Source organism: bacterium (genome assembly GCA_037128595.1).
GTDB lineage: Bacteria > Verrucomicrobiota > Kiritimatiellia > CAIKKV01 > CAITUY01 > JAABPW01.
The window spans coordinates 24537-41692 of the sequence record JBAXWB010000004.1 but is presented as its reverse complement, the minus strand read 5'-3'; the positions used below and the strand labels follow the sequence as shown (position 1 = coordinate 41692).

The window sequence follows — 17156 nt, the reverse complement described above, 5'->3', positions numbered from 1 at the left end:
GGCCGCGTGTTAAGCTTTCCGCCATGTCTGACATCATTGTTACCTGCGCCCAGTGTGGAAACAACATCACGATTTCGGAATATGTGACCGCCGAGGTCATTACCTGCATAAAATGCAAAGCCCAGGTCCCCATTCCGGTCCGGACTCCTGATCTCACGACCGCAACATCGAAATTGAAAATCGCTCTGCCTAAAGCCCCGGAGCCCCCCCCTGCCACCGCCCTGCCACCACCCGTGAAACTGAGCCGGAAAGCCGCCCAGGCGGCGGCCAAAAAGAATGTTCAACAGTATCTCCCTCAAGGGGGAAAAAAGCGCATCCGTGCCCGCAAAATCAGCACCTTTGAAATCAAGGTCCTTCCCTGGCTGGTGTTCGTCGGACTCCTGCTTGCGTTCGGCTGGATGCGCCACGTCCCGGGCGCCCTGGCGCCTGACATCCACCCCCAGTTTATCCAGGGCGGAGTCTGGGCACTCTTGCTGTTGCATGTTTCCGTGATCTGCCTGGCCTTTGGCGATGATGCCTTCAGCGGCATTCTCTGCTTCATCATTCCGGGGTATACCATCTATTACCTGTTCACACAGGCGGATCAGATCTTATTGCGGGCACTGGTGGCTGCCTTGCTGATCGTATTCGGCTGGGACTTCGTCATCGCTGCCGGAGCATTCTGGAACGAAGTGTATGCCACCGTCTCGACCTGGATTGCCACAACCGACACCATCAAGAAAAAGTAAGGTGTTAAACGTAAAATGTAAGATGTTAAAAACGCATCTGACATCTTACGCTTCACGTCTCACGTCTTACGATTCACCTGTTGCCGGTAACTGGCGATGGCGGTATCGATGATGCTGGCCACATAGACCGCCAGCCAGATAAAAAACGGCACCATTAATGAAGCCAGGCCGGGGGCTTCTGCAGGGGCATTCATCGGGTCAAAGGCCAGGCCATAATAGGTTTTCACGACGTGATAAGCGGATAACAACAGCCAGCCCGCCGACAGGGTGGATGCCGTCAGGAAAAACGCGCCCGTCCCCCACCGGCGCTGCATCAACTGACCGGCCCCCGGGGACACCAGCGCAGAAAGCGCCATGGGCGAGATCACCGGCTTGGGCGGTTGAGTCACATGGAGGGGCGGCGGGGAGGTGGTGGAATTCATCGGCATACGCATCAGGCCAACTGGCCCCCCCCCTGCGCCGGGGGCGGCACGACCACCCGGTTCACCCGCAGTGGATAGCGTAACTTCAGATCCCCATCGAGCAGAATCTCGATCCAATAGACGCCTTCCTTATCGAACTTGAGATTCATGAAAAATTCAACATTGGTCACGGTCGACTCAGGATCGTTCAACTGCACCCGGATCTCCTGTCCTTCGGCCACCACCACGCCCTGATCAGGCCCGATGATCCGGGTTTTCTCCATGAACTGACCCTGCCCGCTGCACCAGCGGTTCACGATACAGACTCGCTGGAAGAGGGCAGGGAACTGGGGCATGCCGATCACATCGAACAGTCCGATCAGGATGAACTTCCCGGAGCGTTCCTGCCGCACATCATCACATAACACGCTCATCTGGAGGTCGGGAATCATCATGATAACGATCCTTTGATTTTTCCACCCCAGGCCTTCAGGTGGGTGACAATGAAATTCACCACGGCGGCATGTGCCTCCCGGCCATTGCCCTCCACCTTGATCGGGGGACCGAATTCAAGACGGATGGGACGCCCGGGGTAAACATAGCCGGCATCCTTGACCCATTTGCCATTCGCCATAAAATCGGTCTTCAGCGCCAGCGGGATCACCGGCACCCCGGCCCGGGCCGCCAGTTTGATCCCCAGGGTGTTAAACCCCTCCAGATCAAATTCGACCGACCGGGTCGCCTGGGGAAAAATGACCACCGTCACCCCCTGCCGGATCAAGTCAGCCCCCTCGCTCAACACCCGTTTCAAATCTTCACGCGGATTCTCACGGCTGACGGCAATATGCTTCACCGCGCACATGATCGGCCCGAAGGCGAAATGCGTCCGCAGGCTCTGCTTCACGACAAACGCCACTTCCTTGAAAGGAAGAATAAAGCAGGGCAGCACAATGGTTTCCAGCGAACTCATATGATTCCCGACGATCACCACCGGCCCCGGGGTGTTGGCCAGATGCTCAAGACCGTTCACTTCAACCCGCCCCCCCACCGCTTCAGTCACATACAGCGCTTTCCAGGAGCGGTTGGCATAACCCGCGGCATCAAAGACGCCCCGCCGGATCATGATTTTGCCAACATAATAGAGCCAGAGAATGCGCGTATGAAAACAGACCGCCCGCAGCCATTCCAGGGGCCCCAATCTCAAGGGCGCCCCCGCCCGGGGCGTCACATAACTCGACAATGACTTAACTTGCTGATGAAACCGTTTAGATTGTTCGAGATTATACATGGTCATCCAATAACTCGTAGGCCAGGACACTTACCCCATACAACGCCGCCGTCTCCACCCTGAGCACACGGGACCCATAGCTGATCGGCAGGGCTCCGGCTTTTTTGGCCAGCTCATATTCACGTGGTGAAAAATCGCCTTCCGGTCCGATCAACAAGCCGACCGAGCCAATATGGCGCTCCCGTAACTCATGAATACAGGATTTCAAGGGACGGCTTTCAGGCTCCAATGAACCGATCAGCAAGGCATCCAGCGCCAGCTCCCGCTCCAGCAATGCGGCCAGCGGCGCCACCGGGTACACCTTCGGAATCCAAGCGGTCCGGCATTGCTTGGCCGCTTCAAACGCGATCCGTTGCCAGCGTATCGTGCGATGATCAGCCCGCTCATCCTCCAGGCGGACCACGCCCCGGTCCGTCATTACAGGCCGGATGGCACAGACCCCCATCTCCGTCGCCTTCTGGATGATCAAATCCATTTTCTGGGATTTGGGGACCGCCTGAATAAGCGTGATGGCGACCCCTGCCCCGGCCTGCCGTTTCCGGTCCACGATCCAAACCGTCACGATCCCGGCATTGCGGGCCGTGATGACCGCCGAGGCCTCTCCGCCCAGGCCATCGCATACCACGACGGTCGCACCGATTTCCTGCCGCAAGACATCCGTTAAATGGTGCGAATCATCACGCGACAGCGTGATGGTGTCATCCTTCCAAACATCGGGGGTAACAAAACAACGCGGGATCATCTGTCAGCGCTCACTTGTCACCGGGTTTGGCCTTGAGGAACTGCTCGGCGCGTTCGTGCAGTTTCCGGCTCAGAGGGTAATTATCATCCGCGCACAAATCACTGTAATCCTTAAGCGCTTTTTTCTGCTTCGAGCTCAATTTGACGGGCACCTCAACGATCGCCCGGATATGCAGGTCGCCCCGGCCATCCCCATTCAGGCTGGGGGCGCCCTTGCCACGCAACCGGAACATATGGCCCGACTCGGTTCCCGCCTCCACCGTCAGCGGCACAAACCCGTCAATGGTGGGCACATTCACATCACCGCCGAGAGCCGCGATATGCATGGGAATAGGAACCTCGCAAAGCAATTCGGAGCCTTCCCGGTGGAACAGGTCATGTTCACGCACATGGAGGATCACGTACAGGTCACCGGCAACGCCGCCCCGTACCCCGCCCTCCCCGCGTCCGGCCAGCCGCAGACGGGAGCCCGTCTCAACGCCTGCGGGAATCCTCAAGGTCAGTCGTTTTTTATTTTTGATCCGCCCCGCACCTTTGCAGTCACGACAGGGCTTGGTAATCATCTTGCCGCTTCCCGAACAGACCGGACAGGTCTGGCGGACTTGGAAGAACCCGCTCGCCGCAATCACAGCCCCCCGGCCCCCGCAATGACGGCAGGTTTCCTCGGAACTTCCCGGCTCACTTCCCATCCCGTTACAGGACGCACACTGCTCGGTCACCGGCAGCGTGATATCCTGCTGCGCCCCGAACATGGCTTCCTCGAAGCCGATCTCCAGGTCGAACCGGAGATCCGCGCCCTGTTGCGGGCCCGTGCGGGAGGTCCGTCGGCCGCCTCCCATCAAATCATCAAACACCCCGCCCCCCTCACCAAAGAGGCTTCCGAACAGATCCTGCAAATCAGAAACATGGGTAAAATCCCTGGAGAAATTGAAGCCATCCGGACCAAAGGTGGACTTCAGCCCCTCATGGCCGTACTGGTCATATTGACGCCGCTTGCCGGCATCACTCAAAATTTCGTAGGCCTCGCTGACTTCCTTGAATTTGGCCTCGGAGCCCTTATCCCCCTGATTCCGGTCGGGGTGATATTGCATCGCCATGCGGCGGTAGGCTTTCTTGATATCATCGACTGACGCCGACCTCGCCACCCCGAGCACCTCGTAATAATCACGTTTTGCAGTCACAAATCAGTCCTCTTAAAATAGACCATTGAAAAACACCATTGGGATTCGGATTCAGCCGGGAAGCAGGCGATGCCCGGAGAACGGGCATTCGCCGGAGACTCAAGGATTGGGTTTCGCGGCAGATCCCTGCTGCGCCACCGTCCGCGAGAGATCCTCCTTCAGATAGACAAGCACATCCTTGAATTTAACCATATTATCAGGCGCGGCTTCGATCAGGGCTTCATGGGCCGAAATCATGGTCTGGGTCATCTGCTTCTTGTCCGACCCGATGTCCAGCGGCATGCTTTGACGGGTCATGTCACTCGCCGCGGCGGTATCGATTTTGACCAGATGATTGATCCCCAGCATTTTGATCAAAAAGGCATTTTTATCACTGATATTCCGCAGGATAATTTCACCGTCAGATTTCTTGATCTGGGTGGCCAGACCGGCCAATACCCCCATAAAGGTGCTATCCATGCCCACACAATCCTGCATCTCGATAATCACCCGGCGACAACCCTTTTCAATGGCCATCAATCCGAATTGTTTGAGAGCGGGCCCGATTTTGAAAGTCGCCCGTCCATGTACCCGAACCAATGCGTCGAGGGACTGAATTGCAACTTCTACGCTGTCACTGGATATTTCCATAAGATCCCTTGTTATAACTGGCCAAAGGCTAACACCCATGGCGGTTGCTGTCAACGGGGTGAAGCGATTACCAGAACAATTTCACCTTTGATGGTCCGCCCTTGAAAAACGCGTTTAAGCTCCGTTGCCCCCCCCCAGACGGTCTCCTCGAATTTCTTCGTCAGCTCGCGCCCGACAAAGAGCTCTCGCTCCCCCAGCGTCACCTCAATTTCATCCAGCAGCTTCATCAGGCGGTACGGGGACTCAAACACCGCCACCGGAACGGGACAGGTGGCGAACTCCAGCAGGAATTTCCGCAGGGCCCCGCTTTTCCTGGGGGTGAAACCGGCAAAGACAAATCCCGCACCGGGAAAGCCGCACAGCGAAATCGCCGCAGTGACGGAAGACGGGCCGGGTACGCAAATCACCGGAATCCCGGCCTTGCGGCAGGCGGCCACCATCCGCGAGCCCGGATCGGATACCCCCGGCATCCCGGCATCGGACACCAGCGCCAGCGACTCACCGGCACGTAAACGGGCCAGAATGCCATCCACCCGGGCCGCTTCATTGAATTTATGGCAGCTATACGCAGGGGTCTTGATCCCGAACCGGTCTAACAGAATACGGGTGTGCCGCGTATCTTCGGCTAAAATCCCGTTCACCTGCTTCAACGTTTCAATCGCCCGGGCCGATAAATCGTCCAGATTCCCGATGGGCGTTCCCACTACATACAGTCCCTGCGCCATGCTCATATTTGTTCCTAACCGCCTATCGTCGAAACGGCTTCCACCTTGGCACCCCTTGGGGCGCGTTTCACTCTGTTCTTGTCGTTTTCCAAGCCCTCATTACAATGTCACCCATTTCAAAGGGATTCAGGGACGAAAGCAATGAGAATCTGTGTGGATATACAGTCAGCCGTTTCACAACGGGCCGGAGTGGGGCGTTACACGAGAAATCTGGTGGAACATCTCGCCCCGCTCATGGCGCCCACCGACGCCCTGGATTTGTTCTACTTCGACTTCCATCGCCGTGGCCTCGATTTCCCGTGCCCCGGCGCCCATCAGAAACCCGTACGCTGGATGCCGGGCAAATACGCACAACAGGCGTGGAAACGGCTTCAATGGCCACCCTTTGACTGGTTTGCCGGAAAGGCCGATCTCTATCATTTTCCAAATTTCACCATCCCTCCGCTCACCCAGGGGAAGAAAGTCGTGTCCATCCATGACATGAGTTTTCTGCGTTACCCGGAATTTTCAGAAAAAAAGAACCTGGCCTATCTTTCCACTTTTATCCACGACACCGTCCGGCGTGCCGATGCGGTCATCACGATTTCAGAATTCAGTAAAAAAGAAACCGTCGCGCTACTGGGGCTGGATCCCGCCCGTATCTTCTCGACCCCGTTAGGCGTCACCCCAGGGTGTACCCGTCCCCCGGCCGCCCACATCTCCGAAACCCGGCGGAAACTGAATCTGGAGCGTCCCTATCTCCTGAGCGTCGGCACCCTGGAACCCCGCAAAAACATCCCCTTCCTGATTGACGTCTTTGAACAATTACCGGACTTTGACGGCGATCTGGTCATTGCCGGTATGAAGGGGTGGAAGGTGGAGCCGATCCTGGAGCGTATGAACACCTCCCCGCGCAGGGACTGCATCCGCTACTTGGAATATGTCTCCGACGCGGATCTGTTCGCCCTCTATGCCGGGGCCGAACTTTATGTCATTACGTCCCATTATGAAGGGTTCGGCCTCCCTCCGCTCGAGGCGATGGCCTGTGGCACCCCCGTGGTCTCCTCCATGGGCGGCTCACTCCCGGAAATGCTGGCGGGGGAGGCCTCGGTGCTGATCCCCGGCTTTGACGCCGGTGTCTGGTCCGCCACCCTCATGGCCCTGCTGAATGATCCGGCCCGCCGCCGGAGCCTCGCCCAACAGGCCCCCGCTCACGCCGCCCGCTTCTCCTGGCGGGACACCGCTCTTAAAACACTGGATGTTTACCGGAAGGTTTTGTCATGAAGATCGCACTCGACGCCCGCTGGATATTCAACGAGATCTCAGGCATTGGCGCCCATACCCGCGAATTGATCCGCCACATCGCCCGCGAGGATCATACCAACTCGTACCTGCTGATTTTTTCCGACCGGACGCTCGCCGAGCGGACCTGGGTAGAGGCCGAACTGGCCGACAAACCGAACTTCCGGCCCGACATCGTCCCCTGGAGCGTCTTCTCCCCCCACAGTCAACTCATGCTCCCGTCACGACTCGCCCGACACGGCATTGAGGTCTATCATTCCACCAATTACATGATCCCGCTTTCCTGCTTCCCGCGCGGCCGGGTCGGAAAAATCCGCTGCGTGGCCACCATTCACGATCTGATTCCCCTGCTCTTCCCCTCGGCCACCCCGCGGGCATTGAAAACCAGACTCTTTCCCATCTACCGGCGCCTGATGCTTGAAATCGGGGCACGCGCGGACCGGATCATCGCGGTCAGCGAAGCCTCCCGCTCTGACATCGTGGAGCATCTCAACATCCCACCGGACCGGCACAATACCGTGAAGGTCATCTACAATGGCGTTTCCCCCAGTTTCGTCCCGGCCCCGGTACCGGACCCGCTCCGTGATGATCCCGCACGACCGCGCACCCTGCTTTATGTTGGCCGGAGTGACCCATATAAAAACCTGACGTTGCTGATCCAGGCGTTCGCCCTGGCCCGGCAGACCGCCCCCTTCCCACTGAAGCTGAAAATCCTCGGCCCCCCCGATCCACGCTACCCGGAAGCCGGCCAGCTGGTCAAAGAACTGGGCCTGGAGGAGGCCGTCCTCTGGGCGGGCTATCAAACCAGCTCCGCGCTCGTCAAGGCCTACCAGGATGCGGATCTGGTGGTGCTCCCTTCCCGTTATGAAGGCTTCGGGCTCCCCGTGGTCGAGGCCATGGCCTGCGGCACGCCCATGGTATGCAGCGATATCCCTGTCCTCAAGGAAATCGGAGGTGAGGCGGCCTTCTACACCCCGCTCGGCAACATCCCCGGACTGGCGGAAGGCATCATGACCGTCCTCACCGATGCCCGCTTGCGACGCACCCTGATTGCGCGAGGCTTTGAGCAGGCACGCCAGTTCACCTGGGCCCATGCCGCCCAACAAACCATCGCCCTCTATAAAGACCTGGCGACGACGCCATTAGGAGTGTAACCCCATCATGAGCTACACATTCCCTCCTTCCTGGAAAACCCTGCGCGTGGTGCTCTGTCATGACTGGATCACCGGCATGCGCGGAGGGGAACGGGTCTTGGAGATCCTCTGCGAGGGATTCCCCGGGGCACCCATCTACACCCTCATTCACAATCCGGGTCCCATTACCGACACCATCAACCGCCATCCCATCCACACGTCCTGGCTTCAGGCTATTCCCTCCATTGAAAAGCGCTATCGCTATTTCCTGCCATTTTTCCCCTCGGCCATTGAACAATTCAAGATCCCCCCGGCCGACCTGATCATCAGCACCAGCCACTGCGTCGCCAAAGGCCTGCGCTCGGACACCCCCCATCTGTGTTACTGCTTCACCCCCATGCGCTATGCCTGGCTGTTTCATGACGAATACCTCAAGGGAAACCCTCTGAAGCGGTTGCTGGCGCGCCCCCTGCTGGCCTGGTTACGGCGCTGGGACCGCTTGACGGCCCACCGGGTCACCCGTTTCGTGGGGATCAGCCACTACATTGCCGCCCGGATCAATCGCTTCTATGGCCGCGAGGCGGACGTCCTGTATCCGCCCGTCGACCTCGACCGCTGGACCCCGGATTACCAACCTGCCGGCGACTTCGACCTGATCGCCTCGGCCCTGGTCCCTTACAAAAAAATCGATCTGGCGGTGACCGCCTACAACCGAACCGGCCGTAAATTAAAAATCGTGGGAACGGGCACCGAGTTTGAAGCGCTAAAGGCCATGGCCAGCCCCAACATTGAGCTGCTAGGCCGGCAAACGGACGAGGAATTACTGGAGCTCTATCGCCGGTGCCGCATATTTATCTTCCCGGGCGAGGAAGATTTCGGGATCGCGCCGCTCGAAGCCCAGGCCTGCGGCCGCCCGGTGGTGGCCTACGGCCGCGGCGGCGCCCTGGAAACCGTCAAGGCGAAGGTGTCCGGACTCTTCTTCGACCAGCAAACCCCCGACGCCCTTATCGCCGCCATCGAGGCCTGTTCAAACCAAACCTGGGATCCCCGCCTCATCCGCGCCCACGCCGAGTCCTTCAGTATCCAGGCCTTCATCAACGGCCTCGACACCCTGATCCTGAAAATGGTCAAGGGGCCTCCCCGCTAAAACGATGAATCGGTTGCTCAAGCTTCAATGATCCAGCACGTCACGGACATGTTGCGCGAGTTCAGCCCTGGTGAAAGGCTTGTGCAGTATACATATTCCCGGAGTCAACTGGCCGTGCTGCTCCATGATGTCCACCGGATATCCCGACATAAACATGATGCGGATGTCAGGCCGGATCTTCCGGATGCATTCCGACAATTCACGCCCGCCCATGGCGGGCATAATCACATCACTGAGCAGCAAGTGAATCGAATCCGGGTATTGCTCGCATAGCTGCACAGCGCTCCGGGGCGTGCTGGCGGTTAACACCGTATACCCTTGCTGCGCCAGATGCCGCCGGGCGAGATGGAGCACACTCTCATCATCTTCAACCACCAGCACCGTCTCCGTCCCTGTGGGAATGGGGCTCACGGTTTCTTCTGTCATGTCGCCCGTGGCCTGGCCACAGCTTGGCAAGTAGATGACAAACGTAGTGCCGACGCCGGGCATACTGCTCACCGTAATGGCCCCATGATTCTGTTTGACGATCCCGTACACCGTGGCCAATCCCAGACCGGTCCCTTTCCCCACTGCCTTGGTGGTGAAGAATGGCTCAAAAATATGAGATTGCAGTTCCTGTGACATGCCCGCTCCATCGTCACGGAAAGACAGCGTCACATAATCCCCGGGCGACACGAAATCAACCTGATTCGTGCACTCGGCCTCGCAAAGTGTCCGATTGGCGACCTCAATGGAGATATGCCCTGCCTGGGTGATGGCATCGCGCGCATTGGCGGCCAGATTGACTAACACCTGATCCAATTGCCCGCGATCCAGCAACACCTGCCAGAGTTCGGGAGTCCCCGTGAAATTCAACTTGATGTTTTCGCCAATCACTCGGGTGATCATCTTCATGCTGTCATGAATCGCCTCGTTCAAATCCATCATCACCGGGGAGATGGGCTGTTTCCGTGAGAAGGCAAGCAATTGCCGGGTGAGTTCCGCAGAGCGGACCGCCGCGGTCTTGATTTCATAGAGATCGGCCACAACAGGAGGGGCGAGCGGGGAATTCTTCAGGATTTCATCCACACAGCTCAAGATGATATGGAGTTTATTGTTGAAATCATGAGCCACCCCCCCCGCCAGCCGGCCCACCGCCTCCAGTTTCTGGGCCTGACGGAGCAGGTCAGCAAACTTTTCGCGTTCCGCCTCGTGCTGCTTCTGTGCGGTAATGTCAATGGAGAGAATGAAAATCCCCTCCTCAACGGGCTGAATGCTCAATTCAAACCATCTGCGAGAGTTATCCCGATAAATGAATTCGTTCTCCATTTTTTCCGCTGTTCTTTTTTCCATACATCGCTTGAGGGTCGCAAACATCGCCGTCCCCTCAATGCCAGGAAATGCCTCCATCATCGTGCGACCCAGCAATTCCTCCCGGTTTAGTTGTCCATGCCGGACGGCGGAATCGTTAAGATACAGATAGTGCCAGTCAAACCCGATGATCTGACAGCCTTCAATGAGATTGTCCAGACCGCTTTTGATCCTTTTTTCAGCCTTGAGCAGTGATTCCTCGATCCGTTTACGGCCGGTGATATCGCGGATAAAAGAGACCAACCGCCCGCCATCGACGGGCCTGTATTGGACACTGACTTCAACGTCATACAGGGTTCCATCCTTTCGACGTTGCCGGGACTCGAAACGATCCGCCCCCTGCGCCATAACCTTCTGGATGTGAACGGTGATATCTTCAGCCGATTCGACCGCCTCCAGGTCGGGTATCTGCATGGTCAGCAGTTCTGCCTCGCTGTAACCGCTCATCCTGCAAAACGTTTCATTGACTTCCATCAAATGCCCCTGCATATCCGCAAGCCAAAACCCGTCCATGGCGATCTGCAGGATCGTCTTGTACCGTGCCGCGCTGGCAAGCAGCGCGATTTCAGCCCGCCTCCGTTTTGAGATATCCGTCATCACGACATGGGACAACAGGGCGCCATCGGCCTCCTTCGCAAGGGTTTCCACCAGATGCGCCCAGAAAACGCCCCCATCCTGTTTCTTCAGCCTCACTTCGCAATCATGGCTCTCACCGACGTGCTCTTCGCCTGTCAAATCCGTCGGCTGCGACTCTAATAGCCGCTTGCGATGCAGGTAATAGATATCCTTGTCTTCTTCAACGATGAAGTCGGCGAGGGCCTGGTTAACCAGCGCGCCCCTCGCCACGCCGAGCATCGTGCTGGCGGTAAGATTAGCCTCAACAATTACCCCCCCCTTCGTGAAGGAGAAATAGCCGGCCGGCACTGAATTATAGAGGCGGTAATAGCGTACCCCTGCGGCTTCCGCATCATCCTGCGCCCGCTGGAGTTCCTCGTTCTGCATCTCCAGCTCAATTTGATGCACGTTCAGTTCCTGGAGCGTCTTTTGCATTTGGACAGGGGTCATCGCGGCCACGGTTTCGGGAGAGAGCGTGATCCTGGCCTCGGCCTGCTTGCGCAGGGTGGCCCTGGCCTCGAGCCGTATTTTTCTGGTGACCTCCGCACCGGGAGCCTCAGACTCATCCTTTGACATCCGTAGAGGTCGTTTACGCTTATCGTCAGTGGACATGGAAAGTGCTCCTTACCTCAGTTCGACCATACGCCTCCGGCCTTAATTATCAATCAGGGACTCCCTGATTCAGCCGTCAGATATCCCCTGATTGTTTCACGCCCTGTGGACGGGGAATTCGGGTAGGGTTAAACCCCATTTAGCGGGATCGATTGAGCCTTTATACTGTCTAAAGTAAGGAATGGAGGATTGACCTGGGGGTCAGCCACCACCTTTACAACAATGGGAGTCACACTCCCGCAACAAACGAGACAAGAATCAAATTCTTGAAGGAGATCATATGGGCTTTATTATCGCCGTATTAGTTGTCGTCATTCTGGTCATTGTGATTACCCGAATCATCTAAGAGAAGAAGGACACCGTGGTTTCAGTTCCTGCCATTCAACCCGTACATCTGGAGGTACGGGAACTCTCGAAAGTCTACCCGGGTAACAGGGGATTACTGGCCGCCAGTTTCAGCGTGGCCCCGGGTGAATTGATCGCGGTGGTCGGTCATAATGGCGCCGGCAAATCGACTTTGCTTAAGTTATTGGCAAGCTGGCTGAATCCGGATAGTGGACAGGTCACGGTCCAGGGAGCCGATCTACGGGATCGATTGGCAATCACCCGGAAGATCGGGTTTGTCCCCGAGACGCCCAATCTGCATGACGCCTTTACAGTTGATTACAATCTGAGGCTTTTTGCCCGCCTGTTCGGGGTTCCCGGCACACGTGTGGAGGATACCCTTCGAGAATTCAAGCTTCTCCCCTTTCGGCATAGTGCCGTACGGACCTTGTCAAAGGGCTTGAAACAACGGGTCAGCATCGGCCGCTCGCTCCTGGCGGATCCCCCCATCCTGCTTCTGGATGAACCCACCTCGGCGCTGGATTTTGAAGCGACCAAGGATATCTATCGCCTGATCCTCGGCATTCACGCACAGGGGAAAACGGTCCTGTTCACATCGCACCGCCCGGAGGAAATCAAGTCCCTTGCCACGCGCATCCTTGTTCTCCATGAGGGAGGGGTGGTTTTCGATGGCGCCCCCGACACGTATTTTAAATCCACCTACTACCAGACGTTATACGTATGATCCGCACGGTCATCACCTTGCTCACGCATGACCTGGCCGTCGCGTTTAAAAGCAAGACGCTCTTTCTTATCATTTGTATTCCCCTCTTCGTATTCGCGACATTGACGCTGGTTGATCCTTCCGGCACGAGCCTGACGCCGCGCAAACTGGCTTTGATTCACTCCGGAGCATATGCCCCCGGCGTGCTCACCCATATCCGGTCCGCACCCGCGCTGATGACCGTTATCTGGGTGCCTGATTACGCGGCAGCCACCCGATTGCTCCAGAAACGGGCCCTTGACGGCATTCTGATACCGGACGGAACGGATCCCTCACGCCTTCAGTTGATTGTGGTTAAACACGCCTCTACTGAAACGCAGACCATCCTGCAACTGATGGCCTCACTACAAATCTCAACCGAAGGTAAATATCCCGGCTGGATCGCCTCAGTAAGGGCGCTCCAGACGAGTTCGATCACGCGCCAGACGCTGCCGACGTGGATTTTGATGATGGTCCTCCTCGTCGGGTTCATCGTGTTGCCCTGCCAGGTTGCCGAAGAAAAAGAAAAACAACTGCTTCTGGGGTGGATGCAAACACCTGTTCGTGAAAGCGAATGGCTGGCCGCCAAACTGGTCTATGGAATCGTCTTGATGCTGATTTCGGTGGTGGCGCTCCAGTGGATGGACGGCGACTCCAGTGGCACCCACGGCGTGAGTTATCTGGTGATGGTGTGTACCGGCGGCTTCTGTTTCGGCGCGCTAGGGATCTGCCTTGGACTCCTGTGCCGCAACCAGGCGAGTGCCAGAACACTGGGGGTCTTGTGCTATCTGCCGCTCTTGCTGCCAGCCGCGCTGTCCGACATGTCCCCGGAACTGAGACACGTCGCGCCCCTGGTTCCTTCCTACCATTTCTATGAACCGATCCGGGCAATGCTGCTTGAGGACAGTGGGTTAGGCGTCTTCGCCCCGTCGTGGGTAAGCCTCATGGCCATCGGCCTGCTGGCCTGTTTCGTGTCCCTTCGCCTGGTCAGGAAACGCTGGTTGATGTAGCGTCCCTGATTCCGGCATTGAATATGTATACTATTCCGGTAATAGGAGTACACTTAACCGAAACAACCACAAGGAGATCTCATGAACGAAGCTGAACGCCTGCCCTTGATTACGAAACCGACCATCGCCGTAGCCGCCACCAATAAGGCCGACGGCCTTGCCGCCCAAAACGACACCATTGCCGCCGCCAGTATCGGGGGAGTGGCGTTCCGCTCGGCCGCCACCCTTCTCGTCACCGTCGCTAAGGTGGACGGCTACCAGAAGTAATGCGGACTATGACTTAACGACAATTTTCATATCCGCCCGCCATCCTCCCGCGTCGGCCAGGACCTTTCGATGGTCCGCCTGATATTCAAACGTGAAGAGGATGCGCCCTTTTAATTTTCCTTCCGCCTGCACACGGTAGTTCAAAATAATCCCGCCGAAAAATGACGGGGCCTTGGGCTTTTCGTGTAATAACAGGGAGCCTTCCAACAGTTTTTTCGCCATGGACTCGGGCATATCCCAATGCCCGGTCTCCCATAACTTATCCTCAGCCAATTTCGTCAGCCGGTTCTTGTGGTCACGCTCGATCAGATGGATTCGCTTGCTTTTGACGGTCATAATGTTGGCTATTATCGCGCCAAATGCGACTCATGTCGAGGTTTGAGTTGAGGGCATGCGGTCCGGCAGGGAAAACCGGAAGGTCGCCCCGGACGGCTCCTTCCCCTCGGCCCACACCCGGCCCCCATGCCGGTGAATAATGCGCTGGACAATCGCCAGGCCCATCCCGCTCCCCTCGAATTCCTCCGGCTTGTGGAGTCGCTGAAACGCGCCGAACAATTTACCCGCATAGGCTGGATTGAATCCCACCCCTGAATCCTTGATATAGTAGACCCGGTTAGCGGCTTCAATGGACCCACCGATTTCAATCTCCTTTACCGGCGAGGGAGATGTGAATTTCACGGCATTGGAGATCAAATTGGTCCATACCTGCCGTATCAGCACCGGATCCCCCCAGGCCTCAGGCATCGTCCCCACGGTCAACGTGAAGGTCGCACGGACCGGCTCAGGAATCACCTCGTGATAGACCGCCAGCACCAGGGCACGCATGTCTATCAGAACGGGCTTCAGCTCACCCTTGGTCGTACGGGACAAAGTCAATAAATCCGTAATCAACCGGTCCATTTTACGGGTATTCGCGCGAATCACCCCCAGGAGACGGCGCCCCTCATCATCAAGTTTTTCCCCGTACCCCTCCTCCACGAAACCGGAAAACCCATCAATGGCGCGCAAGGGCGCACGCAAGTCGTGCGAGACCGAATAGGCGAACGCCTCCAACTCCTTATTGGTGCATTGCAACTGGTCGGTGAGATCCGCTACCTGCTGTTCACGCGTGGCGTTCAACGCATTCAGGGCCACCAGTTTGCCTTTCATTCTGCGAACAAACCGCATCCCCATGATGATCGCTGGAATGGCCCCCGCCCCCACCGCCATTGTGGCACACAGCACACCCCACATGAACATCTGATTCATGAAACCTCCCTGTCGTCAGGTTATGAAATCCAACGCCAACTGATCCGTCATCATCGGCAAGGACACAAACACCTTTGCCCCCTGCCCTGCGGTGCTGACCACATCAAGCATCCCCCCCATGGCGGCCAGACGCTCGTGGATATGAAAAAGTCCGAACCCGCAGGCGGTATTTGAAAACCCTGAGAAAGGTTCAGGAAATCCGACCCCCTGATCTGAAACGATAATATGAAGCCGCTGGCTGTCCTTCATCATGAGGGTGACCATCGCCACATTGGATTTGGCATGTTTGGCGACATTGAATAATAACTCCCGTATCACTTGAAATACAAATATCCCCATGGTATCAGGGATTTCAAGCGAGTCCTCCCCGCCCAACTCCACCGTCACCCCGTATTTGTCTTTGATCCAGTCGGCCAGCCAGCGCAACCCCGGCATGATCCCCGCATCAAGCAAAATGGGGGGATATAATTCCCGGGTGAGCGAACGGGAGGCGCTCATCGCCGAAGCGATCAAGTCCTGGACTTCCTGGACCGCTTGCGCCTGCTCGGCCGCCGGCAACGGGAGCGACAGCAGGCTGACCTTCATACTGGCGGCCACCAGAAACGGTTGAAGATGATCATGGAGCTGCAGGGCCAGACGTTTGCGTTCACGATCCTCGGCCTGGGTCAGCTCCATGGCCAGTTTCCGGAGTTGCGCCACGCTACGGGCTAACGACACGTTTGAGGTTTCCAATTCCCGGGTCCGGTTCAGTACCCGGATCTCGAGCGTCTCCGCCAACGCCCGCAACCGCTCTTCACGTTCCCTTAACTCATCTTCCGCCCGTTTGCGCTCGGTGATGTCGCGGATCGCGGCCACATGAACTGAACGCCCCCCCTGGATAAAGGAACGGGCCATGATTTCGACCGGAAAGACCACGCCATCCGCCTTGCGATGGTACCGTAACGGAATGTAAATGATGTTCCCTTTTTGCTGGTGCGCGCCAGAGGTTTTCCGTTGGGTATCCTCCGGCTGCGCGGACAAATCCACATTCCGCATGGACATTAATTCCTCGCGATTGAGGCCGTAGAGGGCTGAGGCGGCCGCATTGACTTCAACAATCTGGCCCACCTCATTATCGATCAGGAAGATGGCATCGGACTCCAGCTCAAACAACTGGCGGTAACGGTCCTCGCTTTCCCGCAGGGCCTTTTCCTCGCGCTTGCGCTCAGTGATATTGCGGCTGATGAGGTACAGGGTCCCATCCGACAGCATTCTCATCCGCATTTCCACCATGATACAGGAGGCATCCGGCCGCATCAGCGCCCGTTCCGCCACCGAGACTTTCCCCTGACTCAACCAGTCGAAGCGCCAGGGACTTTTCTCAAGGCTCTCAGGGGTCACGGGTAATTCCGAAACCGGCTGCCCGATGATCTTGGCCCGCGCCAACCCCAGCATGTCACACATGGCCTCGTTGGTGTCGATAATCACCCCGTCACGGGTCGCCACCATCACCCCATCACCTTCAAGCTCGACCAGCGCACGATAGTAGTTTTCGCCATATTGCCGCATCGCCTCCGACGCCCCGGGATTTGCCTGGGCCGGATAGGATTCAACGGCCGCCAGGAAATCGAAGGTCGCCTGAGAAGTATCCGGCGGGGTGGCCGGCAAGGGCGGAGCTCCCGGCAAGTCATGACAGGCAATGTATTGCGGCTTCACATCCATCAGCCAGCTCC

Annotated in this window: 18 protein-coding genes; 7 read left to right on the top strand and 11 right to left on the bottom strand. The window is 57.4% G+C overall.

Translation table 11 applies throughout. The features are described from left to right. Positions 1–23: 23 nt before the first annotated feature. Entirely contained in the window at positions 24–728 is a 705-nt protein-coding gene (locus tag WCS52_03110; protein MEI6166159.1) for a hypothetical protein, read from the top strand. Positions 729–787: 59 nt separating this feature from the next. Here the strand turns inward: WCS52_03110 and WCS52_03105 are convergent, their stop codons facing one another. From WCS52_03105 to rsmI, 7 genes are all read right to left on the bottom strand, one after another. Beyond that, positions 788–1150 carry a hypothetical protein gene (locus WCS52_03105; protein MEI6166158.1) on the bottom strand — a complete coding sequence of 121 codons (363 nt, stop codon included), beginning with the start codon at positions 1148–1150 and terminating at the stop codon, positions 788–790. A gap of 11 nt (positions 1151–1161) precedes the next feature. Beyond that, the gene (locus tag WCS52_03100) at positions 1162–1584 is read right to left on the bottom strand and encodes a hypothetical protein (GenBank protein ID MEI6166157.1); all 423 of its coding nucleotides are present in this window, start codon (positions 1582–1584) and stop codon (positions 1162–1164) included. Beyond that, entirely contained in the window at positions 1581–2423 is an 843-nt protein-coding gene (locus WCS52_03095) for a lysophospholipid acyltransferase family protein (GenBank protein ID MEI6166156.1), read from the bottom strand. The genes WCS52_03100 and WCS52_03095 overlap by 4 nt, the downstream gene beginning before the upstream one ends. Then, the gene (locus tag WCS52_03090) at positions 2410–3159 is read right to left on the bottom strand and encodes a 16S rRNA (uracil(1498)-N(3))-methyltransferase (protein MEI6166155.1); all 750 of its coding nucleotides are present in this window, start codon (positions 3157–3159) and stop codon (positions 2410–2412) included. The genes WCS52_03095 and WCS52_03090 overlap by 14 nt, the downstream gene beginning before the upstream one ends. 10 nt (positions 3160–3169) lie before the next feature. Beyond that, a complete protein-coding gene (gene dnaJ, locus WCS52_03085; GenBank protein MEI6166154.1) occupies positions 3170–4339 on the bottom strand; it encodes a molecular chaperone DnaJ in 1170 nt (389 codons plus the stop codon). Between the two features lie 99 nt (positions 4340–4438). Further along, positions 4439–4969 carry an STAS domain-containing protein gene (locus WCS52_03080; protein MEI6166153.1) on the bottom strand — a complete coding sequence of 177 codons (531 nt, stop codon included), beginning with the start codon at positions 4967–4969 and terminating at the stop codon, positions 4439–4441. Positions 4970–5019: 50 nt separating this feature from the next. Continuing rightward, on the bottom strand, positions 5020–5700 hold the full coding sequence (rsmI, locus tag WCS52_03075; protein MEI6166152.1) for a 16S rRNA (cytidine(1402)-2'-O)-methyltransferase: 681 nt from the start codon (positions 5698–5700) through the stop codon (positions 5020–5022). Between the two features lie 147 nt (positions 5701–5847). Between rsmI and WCS52_03070 the strand changes: the two genes are divergently transcribed. The 3 genes from WCS52_03070 to WCS52_03060 are packed head-to-tail and all read left to right on the top strand — an operon-like array spanning position 5848 to position 9255. Then, positions 5848–6957, top strand: a complete 1110-nt coding sequence (locus WCS52_03070) for a glycosyltransferase family 1 protein (GenBank protein ID MEI6166151.1) — start codon at positions 5848–5850, stop codon at positions 6955–6957. Further along, complete coding sequence (locus WCS52_03065) at positions 6954–8129, top strand: glycosyltransferase family 1 protein (GenBank protein MEI6166150.1); 1176 nt, start codon at positions 6954–6956, stop codon at positions 8127–8129. Before WCS52_03070 ends, WCS52_03065 begins: the two co-directional genes overlap by 4 nt. Positions 8130–8136: 7 nt before the next feature. Further along, positions 8137–9255 carry a glycosyltransferase gene (locus tag WCS52_03060; protein MEI6166149.1) on the top strand — a complete coding sequence of 373 codons (1119 nt, stop codon included), beginning with the start codon at positions 8137–8139 and terminating at the stop codon, positions 9253–9255. 24 nt (positions 9256–9279) lie between these two features. Here WCS52_03060 and WCS52_03055 read toward each other — a convergent pair whose 3' ends face one another. Then, entirely contained in the window at positions 9280–11832 is a 2553-nt protein-coding gene (locus WCS52_03055; GenBank protein MEI6166148.1) for a PAS domain S-box protein, read from the bottom strand. Positions 11833–12193: 361 nt separating this feature from the next. Between WCS52_03055 and WCS52_03050 the strand changes: the two genes are divergently transcribed. The 3 genes from WCS52_03050 (at position 12194) to WCS52_03040 (ending at position 14196) form a co-directional block, all read left to right on the top strand. Then, entirely contained in the window at positions 12194–12901 is a 708-nt protein-coding gene (locus WCS52_03050) for an ABC transporter ATP-binding protein (GenBank protein MEI6166147.1), read from the top strand. Continuing rightward, positions 12898–13929: an ABC transporter permease gene (locus WCS52_03045; GenBank protein MEI6166146.1), complete on the top strand. Its 1032-nt coding sequence runs from the start codon at positions 12898–12900 to the stop codon at positions 13927–13929. The genes WCS52_03050 and WCS52_03045 overlap by 4 nt, the downstream gene beginning before the upstream one ends. 81 nt (positions 13930–14010) lie before the next feature. Next, positions 14011–14196, top strand: a complete 186-nt coding sequence (locus WCS52_03040) for a hypothetical protein (GenBank protein ID MEI6166145.1) — start codon at positions 14011–14013, stop codon at positions 14194–14196. A gap of 6 nt (positions 14197–14202) precedes the next feature. Here the strand turns inward: WCS52_03040 and WCS52_03035 are convergent, their stop codons facing one another. Genes WCS52_03035 through WCS52_03025 form a run of 3 tightly spaced genes read right to left on the bottom strand, consistent with a single transcriptional unit; the run spans position 14203 to position 17145 of the window. Further along, complete coding sequence (locus WCS52_03035) at positions 14203–14532, bottom strand: hypothetical protein (protein ID MEI6166144.1); 330 nt, start codon at positions 14530–14532, stop codon at positions 14203–14205. Between the two features lie 30 nt (positions 14533–14562). Beyond that, the gene (locus WCS52_03030) at positions 14563–15444 is read right to left on the bottom strand and encodes an ATP-binding protein (protein MEI6166143.1); all 882 of its coding nucleotides are present in this window, start codon (positions 15442–15444) and stop codon (positions 14563–14565) included. A gap of 15 nt (positions 15445–15459) precedes the next feature. Beyond that, positions 15460–17145, bottom strand: a complete 1686-nt coding sequence (locus tag WCS52_03025; GenBank protein ID MEI6166142.1) for a PAS domain S-box protein — start codon at positions 17143–17145, stop codon at positions 15460–15462. Between the last annotated feature and the right edge of the window lie 11 nt (positions 17146–17156).

Coding starts and splice junctions, on each gene's coding strand:
- WCS52_03095 (MEI6166156.1), bottom strand. CDS start 2,423: ATGACCATGTATAATCTCGAACAATCTAAACGGTTTCATCAGCAAGTT.
- WCS52_03025 (MEI6166142.1), bottom strand. CDS start 17,145: ATGGATGTGAAGCCGCAATACATTGCCTGTCATGACTTGCCGGGAGCT.
- WCS52_03045 (MEI6166146.1), top strand. CDS start 12,898: ATGATCCGCACGGTCATCACCTTGCTCACGCATGACCTGGCCGTCGCG.
- WCS52_03035 (MEI6166144.1), bottom strand. CDS start 14,532: ATGACCGTCAAAAGCAAGCGAATCCATCTGATCGAGCGTGACCACAAG.
- WCS52_03060 (MEI6166149.1), top strand. CDS start 8,137: ATGAGCTACACATTCCCTCCTTCCTGGAAAACCCTGCGCGTGGTGCTC.
- WCS52_03100 (MEI6166157.1), bottom strand. CDS start 1,584: ATGATGATTCCCGACCTCCAGATGAGCGTGTTATGTGATGATGTGCGG.
- WCS52_03040 (MEI6166145.1), top strand. CDS start 14,011: ATGAACGAAGCTGAACGCCTGCCCTTGATTACGAAACCGACCATCGCC.
- WCS52_03090 (MEI6166155.1), bottom strand. CDS start 3,159: ATGATCCCGCGTTGTTTTGTTACCCCCGATGTTTGGAAGGATGACACC.
- WCS52_03080 (MEI6166153.1), bottom strand. CDS start 4,969: ATGGAAATATCCAGTGACAGCGTAGAAGTTGCAATTCAGTCCCTCGAC.
- WCS52_03065 (MEI6166150.1), top strand. CDS start 6,954: ATGAAGATCGCACTCGACGCCCGCTGGATATTCAACGAGATCTCAGGC.
- WCS52_03105 (MEI6166158.1), bottom strand. CDS start 1,150: ATGAATTCCACCACCTCCCCGCCGCCCCTCCATGTGACTCAACCGCCC.
- WCS52_03110 (MEI6166159.1), top strand. CDS start 24: ATGTCTGACATCATTGTTACCTGCGCCCAGTGTGGAAACAACATCACG.
- rsmI (MEI6166152.1), bottom strand. CDS start 5,700: ATGAGCATGGCGCAGGGACTGTATGTAGTGGGAACGCCCATCGGGAAT.
- WCS52_03030 (MEI6166143.1), bottom strand. CDS start 15,444: ATGAATCAGATGTTCATGTGGGGTGTGCTGTGTGCCACAATGGCGGTG.
- WCS52_03055 (MEI6166148.1), bottom strand. CDS start 11,832: ATGTCCACTGACGATAAGCGTAAACGACCTCTACGGATGTCAAAGGAT.